General features: G+C 60.9%; 16 protein-coding genes. 11 read left to right on the top strand and 5 right to left on the bottom strand.

Annotation, left to right across the window (positions count from 1 at the left end):
- The first annotated feature begins 59 nt into the window (after nucleotides 1–59).
- Both ligA and HV822_RS15445 read left to right on the top strand, forming a co-directional pair.
- On the top strand, nucleotides 60–2,435 hold the full coding sequence (gene ligA, locus HV822_RS15440; protein WP_238871042.1) for an NAD-dependent DNA ligase LigA: 2,376 nt from the start codon (nucleotides 60–62) through the stop codon (nucleotides 2,433–2,435).
- A 32-nt stretch (nucleotides 2,436–2,467) separates the two neighbouring features.
- Nucleotides 2,468–3,442, top strand: a complete 975-nt coding sequence (locus HV822_RS15445; RefSeq protein WP_238873626.1) for a tRNA dihydrouridine synthase — start codon at nucleotides 2,468–2,470, stop codon at nucleotides 3,440–3,442.
- Between the two features lie 87 nt (nucleotides 3,443–3,529).
- On the opposite strand, the gene HV822_RS15450 is transcribed toward HV822_RS15445, so the two are convergent.
- Nucleotides 3,530–5,086 (bottom strand): methyl-accepting chemotaxis protein, encoded by a 1,557-nt coding sequence (locus tag HV822_RS15450; RefSeq protein ID WP_238871043.1) that lies wholly within the window; start codon nucleotides 5,084–5,086, stop codon nucleotides 3,530–3,532.
- 178 nt (nucleotides 5,087–5,264) lie between these two features.
- On the bottom strand, nucleotides 5,265–6,356 hold the full coding sequence (locus tag HV822_RS15455) for an FAD-dependent oxidoreductase (RefSeq protein WP_238871044.1): 1,092 nt from the start codon (nucleotides 6,354–6,356) through the stop codon (nucleotides 5,265–5,267).
- A 145-nt stretch (nucleotides 6,357–6,501) separates the two neighbouring features.
- On the opposite strand from HV822_RS15455, the gene HV822_RS15460 reads away from it, so the two are divergent.
- The 6 genes from HV822_RS15460 (at nucleotide 6,502) to HV822_RS15485 (ending at nucleotide 15,079) form a co-directional block, all read left to right on the top strand.
- Nucleotides 6,502–7,842 carry a spinster family MFS transporter gene (locus HV822_RS15460; RefSeq protein WP_238871045.1) on the top strand — a complete coding sequence of 447 codons (1,341 nt, stop codon included), beginning with the start codon at nucleotides 6,502–6,504 and terminating at the stop codon, nucleotides 7,840–7,842.
- Nucleotides 7,843–7,889: 47 nt separating this feature from the next.
- Complete coding sequence (locus HV822_RS15465; protein ID WP_238871046.1) at nucleotides 7,890–9,074, top strand: acetyl-CoA C-acyltransferase; 1,185 nt, start codon at nucleotides 7,890–7,892, stop codon at nucleotides 9,072–9,074.
- A 170-nt stretch (nucleotides 9,075–9,244) separates the two neighbouring features.
- Entirely contained in the window at nucleotides 9,245–11,044 is a 1,800-nt protein-coding gene (locus HV822_RS15470) for an acyl-CoA dehydrogenase (RefSeq protein ID WP_238871047.1), read from the top strand.
- Between the two features lie 330 nt (nucleotides 11,045–11,374).
- Nucleotides 11,375–13,486, top strand: a complete 2,112-nt coding sequence (locus HV822_RS15475) for a TonB-dependent receptor family protein (protein WP_238871048.1) — start codon at nucleotides 11,375–11,377, stop codon at nucleotides 13,484–13,486.
- 388 nt (nucleotides 13,487–13,874) lie between these two features.
- On the top strand, nucleotides 13,875–14,465 hold the full coding sequence (locus HV822_RS15480) for an IMPACT family protein (RefSeq protein ID WP_238871049.1): 591 nt from the start codon (nucleotides 13,875–13,877) through the stop codon (nucleotides 14,463–14,465).
- Nucleotides 14,466–14,575: 110 nt separating this feature from the next.
- Nucleotides 14,576–15,079, top strand: coding sequence for a DUF2059 domain-containing protein (locus tag HV822_RS15485; RefSeq protein WP_238871050.1), 504 nt, complete (start codon nucleotides 14,576–14,578; stop codon nucleotides 15,077–15,079).
- A gap of 177 nt (nucleotides 15,080–15,256) precedes the next feature.
- On the opposite strand, the gene HV822_RS15490 is transcribed toward HV822_RS15485, so the two are convergent.
- Nucleotides 15,257–16,420 carry an MFS transporter gene (locus tag HV822_RS15490; RefSeq protein WP_238871051.1) on the bottom strand — a complete coding sequence of 388 codons (1,164 nt, stop codon included), beginning with the start codon at nucleotides 16,418–16,420 and terminating at the stop codon, nucleotides 15,257–15,259.
- 95 nt (nucleotides 16,421–16,515) lie between these two features.
- On the opposite strand from HV822_RS15490, the gene HV822_RS15495 reads away from it, so the two are divergent.
- Nucleotides 16,516–17,409 (top strand): LysR family transcriptional regulator, encoded by an 894-nt coding sequence (locus HV822_RS15495; protein ID WP_238871052.1) that lies wholly within the window; start codon nucleotides 16,516–16,518, stop codon nucleotides 17,407–17,409.
- A gap of 132 nt (nucleotides 17,410–17,541) precedes the next feature.
- Here the strand turns inward: HV822_RS15495 and HV822_RS15500 are convergent, their stop codons facing one another.
- Together HV822_RS15500 and HV822_RS15505 are read right to left on the bottom strand one after the other, a co-directional pair.
- Nucleotides 17,542–18,378 carry an SDR family NAD(P)-dependent oxidoreductase gene (locus tag HV822_RS15500; RefSeq protein ID WP_238871053.1) on the bottom strand — a complete coding sequence of 279 codons (837 nt, stop codon included), beginning with the start codon at nucleotides 18,376–18,378 and terminating at the stop codon, nucleotides 17,542–17,544.
- Nucleotides 18,375–19,304, bottom strand: coding sequence for an alpha/beta hydrolase (locus HV822_RS15505; RefSeq protein WP_238871054.1), 930 nt, complete (start codon nucleotides 19,302–19,304; stop codon nucleotides 18,375–18,377). Before HV822_RS15505 ends, HV822_RS15500 begins: the two co-directional genes overlap by 4 nt.
- Nucleotides 19,305–19,465: 161 nt before the next feature.
- On the opposite strand from HV822_RS15505, the gene HV822_RS15510 reads away from it, so the two are divergent.
- Nucleotides 19,466–20,437, top strand: a complete 972-nt coding sequence (locus HV822_RS15510) for an AraC family transcriptional regulator (RefSeq protein WP_238871055.1) — start codon at nucleotides 19,466–19,468, stop codon at nucleotides 20,435–20,437.
- 127 nt (nucleotides 20,438–20,564) lie between these two features.
- Nucleotides 20,565–20,876: an NIPSNAP family protein gene (locus HV822_RS15515; protein WP_238871056.1), complete on the top strand. Its 312-nt coding sequence runs from the start codon at nucleotides 20,565–20,567 to the stop codon at nucleotides 20,874–20,876.
- Nucleotides 20,877–20,881 lie beyond the last annotated feature (5 nt).

A 20,881-nucleotide genomic window follows, 5' to 3' on the forward strand; every position in this document is an offset into this window, starting at 1 on the left:
CAGCTTCTCCTCGCAGGTCGGTTAGAATAAGCACCTCATACTTGACCCCGCGGTTCCCCATGCCCCAGTCCGTTACCCCCGCCGAGCGCGCTCTTGCCCTGCGTGAAGAGATTGCGCAGCACAATTACCGTTATTACGTGCTCGATCAGCCGGCGGTGCCGGATGCCGAGTACGATCGGCTGTTCAACGAGCTCAAGGCCATTGAGGCGGAGCACCCTGACCTGATTACCCCAGACTCACCTACGCAGCGTGTGGGCGGCGCACCGGCGTCTGGCTTTGGCGAGGTCAAGCATGAGGTGCCGATGCTGAGCCTGGGTAATGCCTTTGCCGAGCAGGATATGCACGACTTTGATCGGCGGGTGCGCGAGGGGTTGGACTTGCCATCGGGTGACCTGTTTGGCGGCGGTGCAGAGGTTGAATACTGCTGCGAGCCCAAGCTGGACGGTCTGGCGGTCAGCCTGCTGTACGAGAACGGCCTGTTGGTGCGTGGTGCAACCCGGGGCGACGGCAGCACTGGCGAGGACATTTCCACCAACGTGCGCACCATTCGTAACGTACCGCTGAAACTGCGTGGCGAGGGCTGGCCGGCGGTGCTCGAGGTGCGCGGCGAAGTCTTTATGAGCAAGGCGGGCTTTGAGGCGCTGAACGAGCGCGCCCGTGAAACCGGCAGCAAGACCTTTGCCAACCCGCGTAACGCCGCTGCCGGCAGCCTACGTCAGCTGGACCCGACCATTACCGCCAGCCGGCCGCTGGAGTTTTGCTGTTACGGTTTTGGCCGGATAGACGGTGAACTGCCCGATAACCAGTACGCCATCTTGCAGGCGTTTCGAGAATGGGGGCTGCCGATCAGTCGCGAGCTGAAGCTGGTCAGCGGTATCGACGGCACACTCGATTACTACCGCGATATTGGTGAGCGCCGGGCTGCGCTGGAATACGAGATCGATGGCGTGGTGTTCAAGGTCAACCAGCTGGCGTACCAGCGTGAGCTGGGCTTTCGTGCCCGAGAGCCGCGCTGGGCCATCGCCCATAAGTTTCCGGCGATGGAGGAGCTGACCGAGCTGCTGGACGTCGAGTTTCAGGTGGGCCGCACCGGCGCGGTGACGCCGGTCGCGCGTCTCAAGCCGGTTCAGGTGGCGGGTGTCACCGTCTCCAATGCCACCTTGCACAACATGGATGAAGTGGCGCGTCTTGGCGTGATGGTCGGCGATACTGTGATCATTCGCCGCGCGGGTGATGTGATCCCGCAGGTCATGCAGGTGGTCACCGAGCGCCGCCCGGCCGACGCACGGCCGGTAGAGGTGCCGAGCAATTGCCCGGTCTGCGGCTCGGCCGTCGAACGCACCCAGCTGGTCAAGCGCGGCAAGGCTGGCGCTACCACCAGCGAAGGCTCGGTGTACCGCTGCGTTGGCCGTCTGACCTGTCAGGCCCAGCTCAAACAATCGATCATTCACTTCGTCTCCCGCCGTGCCATGGATATCGATGGCTTGGGTGAGAAGAGTGTCGAGCAGCTGGTTGATACCGGCCTGGTGGCCTCCCCAGCGGACCTGTACCGCCTGACCTATGAGCAGGTGCTGGCGCTGGACGGCTTTGCCGAGTTGTCGACCAAGAATCTGCTGACCGCCATTCAGGCCAGCAAGTCGCCGACCCTGGCGCGTTTCATCTACGCCCTGGGTATTCCTGATGTGGGTGAGGAAACCGCCAAGCTGCTGGCGCGCGCGCTGGGCAAGCTGGAGCGCATTGAGCGGGCCTTGCCCGAGGTGCTGGTGTACCTGCCGGATGTGGGGCTGGAAGTGGCCCACGAAATCCACTCCTTCTTTGCCGATGCGCACAACCGTCAGGTCATCGACCAGTTGCTGGAGCGCGGCGTCACGCCAGAGGAGCCGGGCGAGCTGGCGGCTGAGTTTGCCGCCTGCGTGTCGTTGGCCGATTTTCTGGCGCGCCTGAATATCACCGGTATCGCCAGCACTGGCGCCGAACGCCTGGCCAGCACTTTTGGCAGTCTGGACAAGATTCTCACTGCGGATTGGCTGGACCTGAAACAGGTTGAGCGTCTGAACGATAAGGCGATCAAAGCCCTGCGCGAGTTTGCCGAGAACCCGAAGCAGCGCGCCCATGCAGAGGCGATCGAGCAGCAGCTACGCGAGTTTGGCATGCACTGGGATAGCCCTCGTGCAGAAGCCGCTGGTGGCCTGTCTCTGGCCGGCCAGACCTGGGTGCTGACCGGCACGCTGGAGGCCATGTCCCGTGACGTGGCCAAAGCGCATCTGGAAAGCCTGGGTGCCAAGGTGGCTGGCAGCGTGTCGGCCAAGACCCACTGCGTTGTGGCTGGCCCCGGTGCCGGTAGCAAGCTGGCCAAGGCTGAGCAGCTGGGCGTAACCGTCTGGACCGAGCAGCAGCTGCTAGACATGCTGGCGGAGCAGGGTATCAGTGCATGAGCAGCCCTGAGCGTGCGAACAGCCCTGAGCGAATGAGCAACCCTGAGCGCGTCAGCGGCCCGGTTGTGCTGGCGCCGATGGAGGGGCTGGCCGATGCGCCGATGCGCGATGTGCTGACGCGCATCGGTGGCATCGACTGGTGCGTCAGCGAGTTCATTCGCGTGACCGAGGGGCTGCTGAACGTGGGTACTATTCGCCGCAGCGTACCGGAGAGCGAGTACGGCTGGCGGACCCGAGCCGGTGTGCCGGTGCGTCCGCAACTGCTCGGTTCAGATGTGCGCTGGATGGGAGAGAACGCGGCACTGCTGGCGTCGATGGACGCTCCGGCTATTGATATCAACTTTGGCTGTCCGGCTAAGACGGTTAACCGTCACCGTGGCGGCGCTGCGCTGTTGACCGAGCCCGAGCTGCTGCGCGAGATTGTCGCCAGCGTGCGCGCAGCAACGCCGGCGCATATTGCCGTGACCGCCAAGATGCGCTTGGGCCTGACCGATACCAGCCAGGCGCTGGAATGCGCGCAGGCGCTGGCCGACGGCGGCGCTGGTGAGATTACCGTGCATGCCCGCACCAAGGTCGAAGGCTACAGGCCGCCGGCCCATTGGGAATGGCTGGCGCGTATTCGCGAGGCGGTAGCGGTGCCGGTGATCGCCAATGGCGAGGTCTGGACCACCGAAGATTACCGGCGTATCCGTGAGGTCAGCGGCTGTGATGCGGTGATGATCGGCCGCGGTCTGGTGCGCTGTCCGGATCTGGGGCTGCGCATCGCGCAGGATAGCGACGCGGCCGTGCTTGGCTGGGATGAGCTGTGGCCCTGGCTCGGTGACTTCTTCCGGCAGACCCGCCTGCGGGTGGTAGACCGCCATGCGCCGGGCCGGCTGAAGCAATGGCTGGCGATGCTCGGCCAGCATTATCCCGAAGCGCGCGAGCTGTTTGACAGTCTGCGCCGCGAGACCTGCGCTGATGCCGTTACCCGACGGCTGGAAGGCCCGCTGCAATCGGCGGCCTGATTACCACATACTCAGTGTTTCGCCACCATCCGGCCGGGCGCGACGTTGCGTAGGGTGGTGAACGCCGAAGGCTTCTCCGCCATCGGTCTATTGCTCCGGCTTATACCCCAGCCGCAGCCCGCCCCAATGCTGACCGTCCACCATGATCGGCACTGACAGATCGTGCATCACTTCTCCGGTATCGCGTTTGTAGGTCTGCAGCAGCAGGGTTTGCTCATGGCTGCCGCAGCGTCGTCCTGTTGGATCGTCAAACAACCGCTTGCTGCGGCAGTGCAGGGTGTCGTGCTGCACGTCGCCGGTGGGTTGCTTGCTAAAACGCTGGTTGTGGGTGGGCACATAGCCTGAGGGGATAGCGGCGATGGCGTAGACCAACTCGGCGTGCTGTTGCAGGAGTGGCTCCTGCAGGCCCGGCAATACCTGGTCGGTGTAGCTGTCGAAGGCGCTGTGATAACGCGCCGGGTTGCTACCGGCGATCAAGGTGAGGTTGCGATCAAACAGTGCGGCGCGCTGAATCTTGCCGTTGGCCAGGTCGGCCGCAAAACGCGCGGCAATGGCGTTAGCGGTCTGCTGCGCCGCCTCAAAGAAGCGTTGATGGTAGTCATCCAGCGCGACGTCGGCCAGCATCTCGCTGACCTGTTCAGCCAGGCCCACCAGGTTGGCGGCCTCGCTGCCCAAGCGTTGGGTCTGTTCGTCGCTCTGGGCGATGTCGCCACGCACCTGCTCCAGAGCGCTGCTCAGGTTGGCGAGCTGGTCGCGATTGGTCAGGCTGCCGGCAGCGATCTGCGCGGTCGCCTCTTTGACCTCACTTCCTTGCTGCTCAATAGCCTGCAGCTGCTCAGACGCTTGATCGATCAGCGCGACGCTGTTGTGCACCTGACCCACCAGTGCCGAGAAGTCGGCGTTGACCCGCTGACTTTGCTGGTGCATCTGTTCAATGATGCCGGCAACCTCGCTGGTGGAGGCTGAGGTGCGTGCGGCCAGAGCCCGTACTTCATCGGCTACCACCGCGAACCCGCGCCCCATGTCGCCCGCCCGGGCCGCCTCAATGGCGGCGTTCAGGGCCAGCAGGTTGGTCTGGCTGGCGATGGCTTCGATTACCTCTGTGACCTGCACAATCTTGGCGCTGTGGGCGTTCAATGCCTGCAGCATGGCGCTGGACGTATCGGCTTGGGTGGCCAGCTGGTGCATCACCTCGGTTGCCTGTTGCAAGGCGTCGCGGCCGCTGGCACTGCTGGCGCTGGCCTGTTCTGCTGCCTGGTCTGCGCGTTCTGCATAACGACTGGCAGCGTCGACTTCAGAGGCGATCTGCTGGGCGCTGTCGGTCACCTGGCTGATTGCCTGCAGTTGAGAGTGCTGGCGCGCGCGCAGCAATTGTACGGAGTGGGCTACCTCTGCGGCGCCAATCGCATTCTTGCTGGTAGCGCGGGACAGCCGGGCGGTCAGTTCGCTGTTTTGGCGGTTGTCTGCGGCCACCGCTGGCGCTGGGTCTGATGGCGCATAGAACCAGGGCAGCCCCAGCCAAGGCAGCAGAGCAAGAATCAGCGCCGGTGCGGCGAGGTCGACGCCAGCGCTGTAATAGAGCCAGCTGAGGGTGCAGAGCTGCAGCACAAGCACGGTCGCTTTGCTGCGGAGTCCGGTGGGCATGCGAAGGCTCCAGTGGTGCCTGGGTGGGCGATTTTTTGTTATGGGTTGACGGCATTTAGCCATCTGTCTCGCCGCAAGACAATGGCTCTTTGGTCTAGTGTCGGGTGGTAGCCCCGAGCCCAAACGGGCTGGTTGGGGAGGGCATGAATAAAGGGGGGGGCAGATCATCGCGTTGCTGTCAGTCGCCGCGTATGGCCCGGATAAAGCCGTTATCCAGCCGGTCCTTTAGCCTCAGTGCCAGGCGGCTGCGCAGGGCGATACCGTTGCGGGTAGCAATCGCCTGCTCGTCGGCTGTTGCCAACAGCGCCAGGCTATGGCGCGGCGGCTTGAACTGACGTGTCGCCTGGTCGCCGCACAGGACTTGGCTAAGGTTCTCGGCCAGCACTGCGCCTTGCCTTACCGCTTGCACACCGTTGTGCGGACAAGCTGACAGGCTGGCGCAATCACCGGTCGCGAACACCGTCGGGTGACTGCTGCTTTGCAGGTTTGGCTGGATGCGTACGGCACCCGTTGCATCGCAGGTCATGGCGCTATCTGCGAGCCAGTGAGGCGCCATGTTGCCGCTTGCCAGCAGTGCTGCGTCCGCTGCGCCAATCACCTGGGTGTCTTGCCACAGCTGGCCGTTCTGGATGCCAGTGACAGTCACGCCCTCGTGATAACTAATACCTCGCTGACGCAGCAGGGGGCGTACCAGGTTGCCCGCGCGCGCCGGTAAAGCCGCCAACAGCGGCCCTGCACTGAACAGGTTTAACTGCGTTGCCGGTAGCAATCTGGCCAGCGCCAACGCCAGCTCTACAGCAGCGGCCCCGCCGCCGATGATCGCCAGGCGCTGTGGTGCGTTCTGTTGCTGCCATGTACGGCACTGCTGATAGAGCCCGGCAAATGGCTTGGCCGGCAGCAGTGTAATGCTGTGATCGTTGTGAGCGGGTGCTTGTGGCGCGCCACCCACGCCCAGTGACAGCCACTGCCAGCGTATCCGGCTTTGGTCGGCCAGCTGTGCCTGCTGGCTGTTGGCGTCTAACTGTGTGATCTCGCCGAGCCGCAGCGATACGCCAACGGCAGCGCACAAAGGCGCCAGTTCAATGCAGCATTGCTCTGCTTGCCATCTGCCAGCCAGCAGTCCGGGTAGCATGCCGGAATACCAGGCCTGCGCGGTCGGGTTGATCAGGCAGCTGCCGACTGGCGCGTGGTATCCCTCGGCGCGCCAGCGCTGCAGAGTAACCAGGTGGGCATGGCCGGCGCCGGCCAGCAGCAGTGGAACAGGGGGCATCGTAGGGCTCCGGTTGGTGCGTAAATAGTCTTGGGTGATGGGTTCGCATTGGGTAGATTTATCTCAATATTTTGAAATCGACTTTCGCAGTGCGAACCTGATACGCTCAAGATGCTGATAATTTAACTACAAGAAGGAGCATGGCGTGACCGAGAATAATAGCTATCCGTCGCCGGTGCGGGCTTGGTTGACCGTTGGGATTTTGCTGGTTGCCTATGTTCTCTCCTTTGTAGATCGACAAATTTTGAACCTGCTGGTGGAGCCGATTCGCCGCGACCTGCAGATCAGTGACACTGAAATGAGTCTGCTGATGGGGTTGTCTTTCGCCATCTTTTACACCGTAGCCGGAATTCCGCTGGGGCGGATTGCTGACAGCAAGAGCCGTCGCGGGTTGATTGCCGGCGGTGTGGCGGTATGGAGCTTGATGACCGCGTTCTGTGGCCTGGCGCAGCAGTATTGGCATTTTATTATTGGTCGTATCGGTGTGGGCGCGGGTGAAGCGGCGCTGTCGCCGGCGGCGTATTCGCTGATCGCTGACAGCTTCTCACCCAATCGCCGTGCAACGGCGATCAGTGTCTACGCGATGGGCATCTACCTGGGCGCGGGCGCGGCCTTTCTGCTCGGCGGTATTGTGGTGACCTGGGCCAACGCCCGCGGCGCCATGGTGCTGCCGGTGTTGGGCGAGGTGCGTCCCTGGCAGCTGATCTTCCTGGTGCTCGGCGCCGTTGGCCTGATGTTCTGCCTGGTGCTGCTGGCCATCAAGGAGCCGACGCGTAAGGGCATTGGTGCTGGTGTGGCCGTGCCGCTCAAGGATGTTGCCAACTACCTGCTGGGCATTCGCAAGGCGGTGCTGTGTCACAACTTCGGGTTTGCCTGTCTGTCGTTTGCCTCCTATGGCGCGTCGGCCTGGATTCCGACCTTTTTTATTCGCAACCACGGGCTGACAGCGGGTGAGGTAGGCATTTATTACGGCTCGCTGGTCATGGTAGCCGGCTCGCTGGGGATCGTATTCGGTGGGCGCCTGGCGGATTTTCTGGCTCAGCGTGGCTGCCTGGATGCCAACATGCGGGTCGGTCTGCTGTCGGCTATCCTGACCCTGCTGTGCAACGTGGTGTACTTGGTCGACAACATGCCGCTGCTGTGGACCATCATGTTCTTTAACGTCTTCACCGTAGCCATGCCCTTTGGTGTGGCGCCGGCGGCTATTCAGGAGATCATGCCCAACGCTATGCGCGGCCAGGCCTCGGCCATCTATCTGTTTACCATCACCCTGATTGGCCTGGGTATCGGCCCAACCGCTGTGGCCATGTTTACCGACTATGTGTTCCAGGACGACATGGCGGTACGTTATTCCATATTCATCGTTGCCAGCGTGATAACCGTGGGCTCCATCATCCTTCTGGCCATGGGGCTCAAACCCTACCGGGAGGCACGGGACACGCTGACACGCTGGGGTGAACAACAGGCTCAGCCGAGCCAGGGGTAACCTTGGCAGCCGGCTGAAGTACTTGAATTACAACAGGAGCTAAACACATGACAGACGCAGTTATCGTATCCACGGCCCGTACCGGCCTGGGCAAATCCTACCGTGGCGCACTGAACAACACCCACAGTGTTGACATGGCCGGCTTCGTCATCGAAGAAGCCGTCAAGCGTGCAGGTATCGACCCGGCACTGGTTGAAGACGTCATCCTCGGCGCGACCTTCCACGAAGGTGCTCAGGGCAAGAACATGGCGCGTCTGGCTGCCATTCGTGGCGGTCTGCCGGTCACTACTGCCGGTATGTCCCTGAACCGTTTCTGCAGCTCCGGCCTGCAGTCCATCGCCATTGCCGCCCAGCGTGTTGTCAGCGAAAAGATCCCGGCTATTGTTGCCGGTGGCGTTGAGTCCATCAGCCTGTGTCAGAACGACAAGATCAACATGTTCCACGGCACCAACGAGTGGATCATGAAGAACAAGCCGGAGCTGTACCTGTCCATGATCGAAACGGCCGACATCGTAGCCCAGCGCTACAACGTCAGCCGTGAGTCCCAGGACGAGTACTCGCTGCTGAGCCAGCAACGCGTTGCTGCCGGTCAGCAGAGCGGCAAGTTTGCCGACGAAATCGTGCCGTTCAAGACCATCATGAAGGTTCAGAACAAGGAAACCGGCGAAGTCTCCGATCAGGAAGTGGTTCTGGATCGTGACGAGTGCAACCGTCCGGGTACCACCCTGGAAGGCCTGTCCTCCCTGCAGCCGGTTCGTGGCCCGGGCAACTTCATCACCGCCGGTAACGCCAGCCAGCTGTCTGACGGTGCTTCCGTTTGCACCGTGATGAACAGCAAGGTGGCTGAGCAGCTGAACGTTGAGCCCATGGGTATCTTCCGTGGCTTCGCCGTTGCCGGTTGCGAGCCTGACGAAATGGGCATCGGCCCGGTCTTCGCCATTCCGCGCCTGCTGGAGCGTAACGGCCTGAAAATGGACGACATCGGCCTGTGGGAATTGAATGAAGCTTTCGCTTCCCAGGTTGTCTACTGCCGCGACAAGCTGGGCATCCCGGCTGAAAACCTGAACGTCAACGGCGGCTCCATCGCCATCGGTCACCCCTACGGTGTAACCGGCTCCCGCCTGACCGGCCACGCGCTGATTGAAGGCAAACGCCGCGGCGTCAAGTACGTGGTTGTCACCATGTGCATCGGCGGTGGCCAGGGCGCAGCGGGTCTGTTTGAGATCGTATAAACCTTGAAGACGAATGCGCCAGCTATGCTGGCGCACGGGCTATAGGCTGGAGGCTGAAAGGAGCCGCTCACTGCGGGGCTGACCTTCCAGCTTTCAGCCTATAGCCTTCAGCCTCGTCGAAAATAGCCTACTATTTGCGGGTTCCTGCAGTACCCGCAGGAGTCTGTACTTTGTCCCAAAAAATCATCAATACCGACGACCTGGCGTTTCTGCTCTATGAAATGCTGGATATCGAGCGTTTTACCCAATTTCCGCGTTATGAAGACCACAGCCGCGACACCTTTGACGCTGCCATTGAGCTGGCGCTGAAGGTCGCGAGCGAAACTTTCGCACCGCACAACCGCCTGTGTGATGAAGACGAGCCGCGTTTTGAAAACGGTAAAGTCGTGATTCGCCCGGAAGTTTCCGAGGCGCTGGCCGTGCTGCGTGACACCGGCCTGATGGCGGCCTCGCAGGACTATGAGCGCGGCGGTATGCAGCTGCCGGCGGCTGTCTCCCAGACCTGTATTGGCCTGATCAAGGGCGCCAACGTCAGCACCCAGGCATACGCCGGTCTGACCATCGCCGCCTGCAACCTGATCATGGCCCACGGCACCGACGAGCAGAAACAGCGTTACGCCGAGCCGATGATGGCTGGTCGCTTCTTCGGCACCATGTGCCTGACCGAGCCGCATGCCGGCTCCTCACTGGGCGACATCAAGTCCCGCGCGGTGCCACAGGACGACGGCACTTACCGCATCAGCGGCAACAAGATCTTCATCTCCGCCGGTGACCACGAGCTGAGCGAAAACATCGTGCATCTGGTGCTGGCCAAGCTGCCCGACGCGCCGCCCGGCGCCAAGGGTATCTCGCTGTTTATCGTGCCCAAGTTTCTGGTCAACGACGACGGCAGCCTCGGCGAGCGCAACGACGTTCAACTGGCGGGCCTGATCCACAAGATGGGTTACCGCGGCACCACCTCCACCATGCTCAACTTTGGCGAGAAGGGCGGGGCGGTCGGTTATCTGGTCGGCGAGCCGCACAACGGCCTGGCAGGCATGTTCCACATGATGAACGAAGCCCGCATTGGCGTGGGTCTGGGTTCGGTCATGCTGGGGTACACCGGTTACCTGCACGCGCTGGAATACGCCCGTGAGCGTACCCAGGGCCGTGGCATGGCAGAACGTGACCCGAACACCCCGATGATCCCGCTGGTGCAGCACGCCGACGTTCGTCGTCTGCTGCTGGCGCAGAAAGCCTTCGTCGAAGGCGGTCTGTCGCTGTGCCTGTTCTCCTCGACGCTGGTCGATGAGAAGAAGCATTCGCCGGACGCTGCCGTGCGTGAAGAGGCTGCTGGTCTGCTCGACCTGCTGACGCCTATCGTCAAATCCTGGCCGTCGCAGTTCTGTCTGGAAGCCAACAGCCTGGCGATTCAGGTGCACGGTGGCTACGGCTACACCCGTGAATACCCGGTCGAGCAGTTCTACCGCGACAACCGCCTGAATCCGATCCACGAAGGCACCCACGGCATTCAGGGGCAGGATCTGCTGGGCCGCAAGGTCAGCATGGCCGGTGGCCGTTTCTATCAGAGTCTGCTGACCCGCATTCGCGCCACGCTGGACGAGTGTGCAAACGCCTCTGAGCTGAAGGCCAACGCCGAGCTGCTGGGCGCTGCGCTGAGCACTGTCGAAGGCGTGACTGAAGCCCTGCAGGCGATGAAGAAGAGCGAGCCCGATCGCGCGCTGGCCAACGCCTACCTGTACATGGAGTGCTTCGGCCATCTGGTTGTCGGCTGGCTCTGGCTGCGTCAGGCGCAGGCTGCACTGCGCGGTCTGCAGAACGGCGGTGAGCGGCCGGCGAGCTTCTACCAGGGCAAGCTCAACGCCTGTGATTACTTCCTGCGCTACGAACTGCCCAAGCCGCTGGCGCTGGCAGAGGTGCTGCGCAGCGCCGACCGCACCACGCTGGACATGCCGCTGGATTGCTTCTGATCCTGCAGGTGTGACGAAAAGCCGGGCCTTGTGCCCGGTTTTTTTGTGGCTGATACCGGTGGTTGAGCTTGGCGGGCTCGCAGAGTAAGACGTTGTTTTTCCTTGCTTTATGAGAGGTGCTGTGCGAGGACGAAAGAAGGTTTTTTTGATCTTTACACTTCCTTTGCTGATAGATAATACGTCTCATTTTTTGTACACTCCGGCCCGCTAATAAGAATCGTTAAATCCCTCCCTTGGTAGCTATCCAGCGGCCGCTGTGTGCAGCGCTGCGGCTGTGCTGTTGCCGTCTGATTATGCAAGGGGGGCAGCACATCAGGAGCTTCAACCACAATGACAGGTAATCATCGCCGCCTTGGCATTACGGCAGTTCTCAGCGCGGCTGCTTTCGCGCAGTTGGCGCAGGCCAGTGAGATAGAGCCGGATCAGCAGCAAAACGGGCATGAGGTACAGATGCTCGCGCCGGTCGTGATCCAGGGTGACGTGCTGGGCAGTGCCAGCGAGGAAGAGGTACGCAGGTACGCGGGCAGCCGCAGCGTGGTGCAGGCGCAGGCGCTTGAAGGGGCGAGCGTACGGGGACTGGATGATGCCCTGCAGCGTGTTCCGGGGGTGAAAATCTTCGATGAGACCGGTACCGGCGTGCTACCCCAGTTATCCGTTCGTGGCCTGTATGAAAGCCGCAGCGGGCGTGTTCAGGCGCTGTCCGACGGTATTCCGCTGGCATTGGCGCCCTACGGTCAGACCAGTTTGTCACTGTTTCCGCAGACTCTGGCGACGGTTGAGCGCATTGACATCGTGCGGGGCGGCGCCTCTGTGCAGTACGGGCCGAACAACGTCGGCGGCGTGGTCAACTTCATCAGCCGGCCAATCCCGGAAAAGTGGGAGACCTCGTTGTCGCAGCGCATTACTTTCGCACCTGCCGGTCGTCAGCTGTACGACAGCTACCTGGGTACAGGCGGGCGGTTGAGCGACAACCTGCGTCTGCAGCTGGACCTCAACACGATCACTGGCGAGTATGGCCGTGAGCACTCCGAGACCGACGTGCAGAATTATCGGCTGCGTGGCGAGTGGGATATTGATGACACCCGCAGACTGAGCTTTGGCGTGCAGCGGTATATCGCCGACATGGAGTTGGCGGGTGCCCTGAGCGTGGCAGATTACAAGGATGATCCTCGGCAATCGACGCGCAACATGGACAGTTTTGAAGGTGACAGTGATCGTCTCTGGGGAACCTATAGCCAGTATTTTGGTGCGGTGGGGCCGTTCGATGATGTCGAGTTCAGCTGGACGAATTTTGCGCATAACAGCTACCGCAACTTCCTCATCGGCCTGCCATTCGACCCAGCTGCGACGCCAACCAATTTTCAGGACGCCCCGCGTGATTTCCGGGTATGGGGTAGCGAGCCGCGTGTGAGCCTAAGCCTGTATGGCGATGATGTCAGTCAGACTTGGCTGCTGGGTGCGCGTCTGGTTAAGGAGAATGTCGACTTCGATGTCAACAACCAGGACCTGGCGACCGGGGCGACTCGGGTGGTGCGTGACTGGGTATTTGATACCGAGGGCAAGGCAGCTTATGTGAGCAACGAGATCATCTTACTGGATGAACGTCTGACCATAACCCCGGGTTTGCGCTACGAACACGCGACCATGGAGTATGAAGGTTCGGTTAATGGGACTGTGCAAACTCCACAGAAAAATGTCGCTGAAGAGTGGCTGCCCGGTTTGACCGTGGGGTATCAGGCCACCGACGACTGGTTTGTCTACGCTAATGCCCAGCGTTCGCTGCGCCTTCCACAGGTGTTCCAGATCGTCAGAGATGGCGTTGTGCAGGCAGAAATTTCGCGTAACTACGAGATCGGGACCCGCTTCACGCCAATGGCTGCGCTGCGCATTGATGTGGGTGTGTACCGCATCGACTTTGATGATCAGATCGTGTTCGCCAATGGCAGCTTCAGAAACCTGGGCAGTACCCGTCATCAGGGACTTGAGACCGAGGCCTTCTGGACGCCAGCGGCCGTCCCCGGTCTCGATTTGCACGCCAGCTACGCGTACCTGGATGCCGAGCAGCGCGCTGGCGCCTTCAAGGGTAAGGAAGTGCCCTACAGCTCCAAGCACCAGTTCAGCGTCGATGCACGTTACCGGTTTGCCGGTTCCTGGACCTATCAGATCGACGGCCTGTACGTAAGTAGTGCGTATTCCGACAGCGCCAACAGCCAAGAGGAAAATGCTACCGCCTCGGTCGGTGAGTTGCCTGCCTATTGGGTCTGGAATACCGCGATCGAGCGGGAGTTCAAGCTGCAAGACGAGCGTGTGCTGACGACCTCGGCCGGGGTGAGCAACCTCTTTGATCGTCGCTACTATTTCCGCGGCATTGATACCAGCCCCCTGGGTCGCCAGCCGGCGCCCGGTCGCACTCTGACAGTGGCGATGAACTACCGCTTTTGAGGCGTAGACGGTAGCCGAGTTATTGGTCTGTCGTTCAGCCAGGGCTGTGTTGCTTGGCCCTGGCTGAACCCAATCTTACGGGCTGCGGCGTACTCAAACGTCGCTTCTGCAATGCGCTGGTCGCCGAAGCCCGGCGCTTTGGCACGTACCTGACTAGGTCCGTGATGACCTTTTCCGCAGAGACGTACTGTCTTACGTCCTCAGCCAACGGAGCGCAGAGTCCATCGACCACTGCGTCCATCCTGGCGTCTTGAAGCTGGCTAGCAGGTAGCCAAGGCGTTGTTTTACGTGAGGGGCGACAGAGCCCTCTTGCTGGCGGGCCAAACCATATGGCCTGAGACCCGCTGCGGTGCTGCCCGGCCGGTGACCGTTAGGGTATCCTTGCCCCATGTATAGTCTTGCTCAGCCCGTCTCCCACACACTGGACATTCGCAAAAGCCGCTTCCTTGCCTGCGTCGAACCCTGCACCGATCGCGCCGCTGCGCAGGTGCGGGTTAATGAGCTACGCGCGCAGCACCCCGGCTGCGCGCATGTTTGCTGGGCATTGCTGGCTGGCGGGCATAGCGCGGCGGTGGACGATGGCGAGCCCTCCGGCACTGCGGGGCGACCCATGCTGGATGTTCTGCGTCATCAGCAGCTAGACGGCGTGTTGGCGACCGTGGTGCGCTATTTTGGCGGGGTAAAGCTGGGGGCTGGCGGGTTGGTACGCGCCTACACCGATGCGGTGGCCCAGGCGCTGCTGCAGGCTGAAAAAATTGAGCATATCCCGAGCCAGACGTTGAACTGTGAACTGGCCTACGCCCACGAAGGCATAGCCCGCAATCTGATCGCTGAGTTGGGTGGTGAGCTGCTTGAGGTGAGCCACGGCCAGACGGTACGTCTGCACGTCCGCTTGCCCGCCACGGCGGTTGAGACCCTGCACGAACAGCTGCTTGCTATCACCCGCGGTGAGCTTGGTTGGGTGCTCGCGACCGGCTGAGTCAGTGAGTGCGTCGCTTTTATTAATTTGTTTCTGCCCACACAGTCTTGGGGCTGCCGTTGCTATATGCTGACCCCTCTCAGCTAATACACCACCGGTAAGGACACACTGTGAAAAAGACACTGCTTTCTATCGCCTTCGCCCTGATTACCCCAGTCGCGCTGGCCGCACAGCCGAGTGACGAGTCTATTCGCGAGCTGCTGCAAGTAACCGATGCGCGCCAGTTGATGGAGGGGGCTATGGCGCAGACGGATCAGATGATCAAGGCCGCCATGGAGCAATCGCTGCAGGGCAAAGAGGTTTCAGCGCAGGACCGTAAGGTCCTTGAAGACATGCAAGCCCAGATGGTCGCGGTGCTGAACGAGGAGCTCGGCTGGGACAGCCTGGAGCCGATGTTTGTTGAGATATACCAGACATCTTTCAGCCAGTCGGAAGTAGACGGCATGCTGGCGTTTTATCAGTCCGATGCCGGCAAGGCCGTGACAGCCAAGATGCCGCTGGTCATGCAGAACACCATGATGCTGCTACAGCAGCGCATGGCCGGTATGGCCGGTCGCATGCAGCAAATCGAGAATGCGACGGCGGAAAAGCTCAAGGCTAATGCGGCTGAGTAGTCGGGTTTAGCCCGCTGCGCTGGAGTGGGGCTCGGCAGCTGATGCGGTATTTGCTGTGACCGACAGTGAAAACAACCTGTTGCCGTCGGCGCGCCGCAGGCGCGGCGCTGTCTGAGGTGGAGGGTAGCCGCAACAGTGCCGGGCTGTTGCCCGGCTGTGCCGGCTAACTCGCTGGCGCTAGGCCGGCGTTGCCACCGCCCGTGCTCGCCAGGCAGAGCCCAGCACCATCAGCAGCCCCAGGCCAGCCATCATGGCACCGGCCAGTGAGATAGCTGGATAACCCAGGCCCGCGTTGATCACCGCACCACCCAACGCCGCGCCCACGGCGTTGCCCAGGTTAAAGGCACCGATATTTACCGCAGAGGCCAGGTTGGGGGCGTCCTTGGCAGCATCCATCACGCGCATCTGCAGCGGCGGCACGATAGCGAAGCTGGCGATGCCCCAGATCAGAATGGCTACTGCCGCCGGCAGCGGCCAGCGCATCAGCACCGTAAAGGCCAGCAGAATCACAATCAGTGCGCCCAGCGAGACAATCAGTGTGCGATCAACCGAACGGTCCGCCGCTTTGCCGCCCCACATATTGCCCAGCGTCAGGCCAACGCCATAAAGCACCAGCATGGCGGTGATAAAGCCGGCAGAGGCGTGGGTCTCGCTGGCCAAAATCGGGGCGATGTAAGTGAATACGGTAAACATGGCGCTGGAGCCGATCACGGTCAGGGCCAGCGCCGACAGCACCGGGCCGCGACCCAGCACGCGGATTTCCGCCAGCACGCCGTCGGTTGTAGGCTGCGGCACATGGGGCAGGGCAAACCATAGCGTAAGCATGGCCAGCACGCCCAGGCCGGTAATGCCCCAAAATGCGGTACGCCAGCCGAATGCCTCACCAAACCAGGTGGCCAGCGGTACGCCACCAATGGTCGCCAGCGTCAGCCCCAGAAACATCGCCGCCACCGCGCCCGCGCGCTTATCCGGCGCGACCACGCTGGCCGCCACAATCGAGCCCACACCAAAAAAGGCGCCGTGGTTCAGTGAGGTCACAACCCGGGCAATTAGCAGGCTGTAGTAGTCGGTTGCCAGCGCTGACATCAGGTTGCCCAGAGTAAAGATACCCATCAGGCCGATCAGCAGATAGCGGCGGGGGATTTTGCCGGTGGTCAGCGTCATCAGCGGCGCGCCGAGCAGCACGCCCAGCGCATAAGCGCTGACCAAGAGGCCCGCCGCCGGAATGGACACGCCCAGATCGGCGGCAATGTTGGGCAGCATGCCCATCGGAGAAAACTCGGTCACACCAATGCCAAAGGCACCGATGGCAAGAGCAACAAGGGGTGGGTTGATACGCATGGAATGGCTCCTCATCTATGCCGGGAATGCTACAATCCGAAACCTGATGGCAGTAGATGGCTTTTCCGGTAAGCACCTTTGCGTAGAGGGCACAAATGGACGTTGGCGGCAGGTCGGGTGACATGGTCGTGTTTAGCACGGTGGCGCAAGAGGGTAGTCTGTCAGCTGCTGCGCGGGCGCTGGGCCTGACACCTTCGGCGGTCAGCCGCATCATCACCCGCATCGAGCAACGCCTTGGCACGCGGCTGCTGCTGCGCACCACCCGCGCGATTACCTTTACCGCTGAGGGCGAGGCCTACCTGCGCGGCGCCCGCCGTATTCTTGCCGACATGGCCGAGGTAGAAGAGTCCATCGCCGATCAGGGCGTGCCCAAGGGCCGCCTGCGGGTCAGCGCTGCACTGGGGCACGGGCGGCTGGCTATCGTTCCTCTGGTGGCTGCCTTTACCGCGCGCTACCCGAACATCACCGTGGATCTATCCCTTGGTGATGAAGTGGTCGACATCCTTGCTGGTCAGGCCGACGTCGCCGTTCGCTTTGGCATGCTGCCGGACAGCCCGCTGACGGCGCGTCGCATCGGTGACACAGGACAGGTTGTGGTGGCGTCCCCAGATTATCTGCAACGCTACGGCACCCCACAGCAACCGGAAGACCTCGCCCAGCACAACTGTCTGCGCTTCAGCTTCCGCCGCGCCGAACCCAACTGGCCGTTTATTCGCGATGGTCAGCCCCTCTCCCTGCAGGTGTGTGGCAATATCGAATGCAATAGCGGCGAAGCATTGGCACAACTCGCAAGAGTCGGTGCGGGCATCGCCCGCATTGGCGAGTTCAGCGTGGCCGAGGATATACAGCGCGGTGCTCTCGTGCCCTTGCTGGAAACCTTCAATCCAAATGACCGCGAACCTATTCATGCGGTCTTCGTCGGCGGCTCGACAATGCCGGCGCGGGTGCGGCTGTTTGTGGATTTTCTGGTGGAGCAGCATCGGTTGTGAAGGGGGCGGGTTTCGGTCAGACAGTGACACGAAGGGTGCACCTTTGTGTCACTGTTTTGGTAACGCTGCCTGTTACGTCGGCCAAGATACGCCTGGTTCAACTTCTTGGCGGCATCTAACCAGGCTTACTCGTTACGACGTTTTTGCCTGGCTGGAAACCCTTACCGCCTCAGCAACGCGCTGATCGTCAAAGCCGAACCTTTCGATAAGGCCGCGCAGCAGTCCGGGCGCTCGGGCGACTATTGCATTGCTGCTGGGCACTGTGATCATTTCCCGTCGAGAGACAATTCCTTCAACGAGTCCTTTCACCACGGCCTCCAATTCAACGAACTTCCACATGCCTTGGTAGTTGTTGAACACCAACTCTGAGCAGGGGTTGCCCATTAGCGCGTCCATCATTGGTGTCTTGAAAAAAGTAGGATGCAGCGTACCAACGCCGACCCCGAGATGTTTGAGCTCTAATCGCAGGCTGTTGCACATGGCGAGAACCCCTGCCTTGCTCGCGGCATAGTGTGCATTTAGCGGCGCGTTGACGAAGGCCGCCATTGAGGAAACCGCCAACATATAGCCCTGATGCTTGCTTACATAGGGTAGGCTTGTCTTGAAGGTACGCCATACGCCGTTGAGATTGATGTCGATGGTGCGCTCGAATGTTCTGGACTCCATTGCCTCCATCGGCTCTGTGAAGCCGATGCCGGCGCCGGCAATTACTACATCTATCGCTCCAAAATGCTGCTCTACCGACCGCATGGCTGCTTCGAGGCTCTCCATCGAGCAAACATTGGCCTCGCAGGCATAGGCGACGTCAGCGCCTCCCAGTTTTGCCGCCTGCGCTTTCGCATCCTCCAGGTGAAGATCAAGCAGGGCAAGCTTGGCCCCTTGAGCCCGTAGCGCTTCGGCCGCGGCTTGGCCGAGACCACCCGTGGAACCGGTGATAAGCACCACTTTGTTGTTCAGGTCATAGGTCATACGTTCTTACTCTCTGAGGAATGGATGGGCACATGGCGTTGCAGAAACTCGATTTGATCGCGCACCACCTGCTCGAAGGCGCTGCCCACATAGACCTCAAAGTGGCCGTAGGAGTATCGTTTGATCTCGCCGCGGGGCGCCCGGCGGGCGTGTTCCAAGGTTCGCTTTGCTGGCGCCACGCTGTCGGGGTCACATACGCAAAACAAAACAGGCGCTTTTATCTGAGGGGTCTTGCGGCCTGGGAAGTAGCGGACGATGTCCAGAGCAAAGCGCGCCGGGGCTTCATTTCGGATATGAGCCCCTGGCGGAATCAGTCCGTGGTAGCCATCCCAGCTATCGGGAGTGCTCATCAGAGCTGTATCACCGGGCCGTCCTGCAACGGGAACCCAAATAGGGCTTGCACCGAAAAGGGAGCCGATGCGGTCAGCCAGAGCCAATGCTGTGAGCTTGATCGATACCCAGAAATTGACGGCGCGGCTAGAAGCGATGCCGTCAGTGAAGGGGCACTGTGAGACGACTGCGGCCACTTGGTCATCGTCGGCAGCGGTTGCCAGCACGTGGCCGCCGCCAAATGATGTCCCCCAGAGAATGACCTTGGCCGGGTCAACTTCTACCAGGCTGCGAGCATGGGCTACGGCGGCTTTCCAATCATCAAGCTGACGACCGATATCCAGCAATTGACGAGGTTCACCCCCGCTCTCCCCAAAGTGGCGATAGTCAAACACCAAGCAGGCATAGCCTGCTGCCACAAAACGCTCTGCGTATGCCCCCAAGCGCATTTGGCGCGTGCCGCCAAGGCCGTGCGCCATAACCACGACGGGAAAGGGGCCTACACCTGGTGGCCGGTAGTAGTCAGCCACACAATATGAGTCGCTGGATAAAAACTGAATTTTCGTGGGAGCCAAGGGATCCGTGTTCGTGCTCATGAGCAACATCCGCTGGAGTGACTGGAGTGATGTCATTCTAGGCAGCTGCATGTTGGCTGGCTTGACGGTTTTCGCCTAACCACTTGATACTTTGCACCAAATTGCAAAACGAGCTTCTGATGATCCGGCCATTGCATAGGCACGTAGTGCAAGAGACCTATGTGCAACTGCTCTATGACTATCTAGATGAGCTGGGGTATGCGCCTGAAGAGATACTTGGCGAACCCTGGCCTGAGCCGACGCCTGAGCGTTGCGGGGTAGATGTGGAGCACTGGGATTGCTTGCTGAAGAAGGCTGCTCAGGCTCTGGATGATCCGTTGCTGGGGCTGCACCTCGGGCAAACCATTCGCGCCCGGCATTTTGGTGTGGTCGGATCAGTGATATTGGCCAGCACAACCATGGAAGCCGTGTTACAGCACACGCAGCGTTATTTGCGTCTGGTCTTCGATGTTATTCCCATGAGCCGGCGCGACGGAGAGGGTTGGTTTGAGCTGGTCTGGGACTCAAGCAACTATCTTCCCGGCTCGTTGGTAAGTGAGACGGGCACTGTGGCGATGCTGCAATTTTGCCGTGATCTGGTGAGGGGCACCGTTACTCCGCTGAAGGTTGACTTCTTCCATGCAGGCCCCGAAGACACGACACCTTACGAGACCTTTTTCGGCTGCCCGGTGCGCTTTGGCCAGCCCGAGGCCGTATTGCGCTACTCCACGCAATTGCTTGATCTGCCCTTGAAAAGCCCAGACCCGGCATTGGTTACCTTGCTGGAGCAGCACGCAGATCGCCTGTTGGCCGAGTTACCGCAACAAAACGAGCTGGTTGAGCAGTTGCGCAAAACCATTGTTAAGACGCTGCGCGATGGAGAACCGACTGTCGAGCGACTAAGCACGTTGCTTCAATGTACACCTCGAGCCCTGCAGCGGCGCCTCAAAAGTGCCGATACCACCTTCCGCAGAGAGCTGAATCTTGTTCGCCACCAGCTGGCAGAGTCGTACCTGCGTGACTCTCGCTTGCAAATCGTTGATATCGCCATGTTGCTTGGTTATTCGGAGCACAGTGCTTTTACTCGGGCGTTCAAAGAGTGGTGCGGACATACACCGCATGAGTTCAGGCGACTACATGTTGCCCAGCAGTGAGACGTTCAGAATCTGCTTAGCATAGTGACCGTAGTCTGTCGCCCTGACGCTGCCGAGCACGCCGCTCACCGCCACTCGTGCTCTCCATGTAAAATGCCGCCCCCACCCAGGCCAATACCTTCTTTTTATGATCACCTGTCACGTCAAATACATCATCGATCCCTATCAACTTGCTGCATTCGAGCGCTATTCGCGTCAGTGGATCGGGATAGTGGAGCGGATGGGCGGGGTACACCATGGTTACTTTTTGCCGTCTGAGGGGGCTAATAACGTGGCGTATTGCCTGTTTAGTTTTCCCAGCCTGGCAGACTACGAACGCTACCGTCAGCAGGCGGCGGAGGATGCGGAGTGTGTGCGGTTGGTAGAGGAGGCGACGGCGTTGAAGTTTATCGTCAGCTACGAGCGCAGCTTTGTGCGGCCGGTGCTGGAGTCGCTTTGAGGCGG

Origin of the sequence: Halopseudomonas maritima, assembly GCF_021545785.1 — a bacterium.
Taxonomy (GTDB): Bacteria; Pseudomonadota; Gammaproteobacteria; order Pseudomonadales; family Pseudomonadaceae; genus Halopseudomonas; species Halopseudomonas maritima.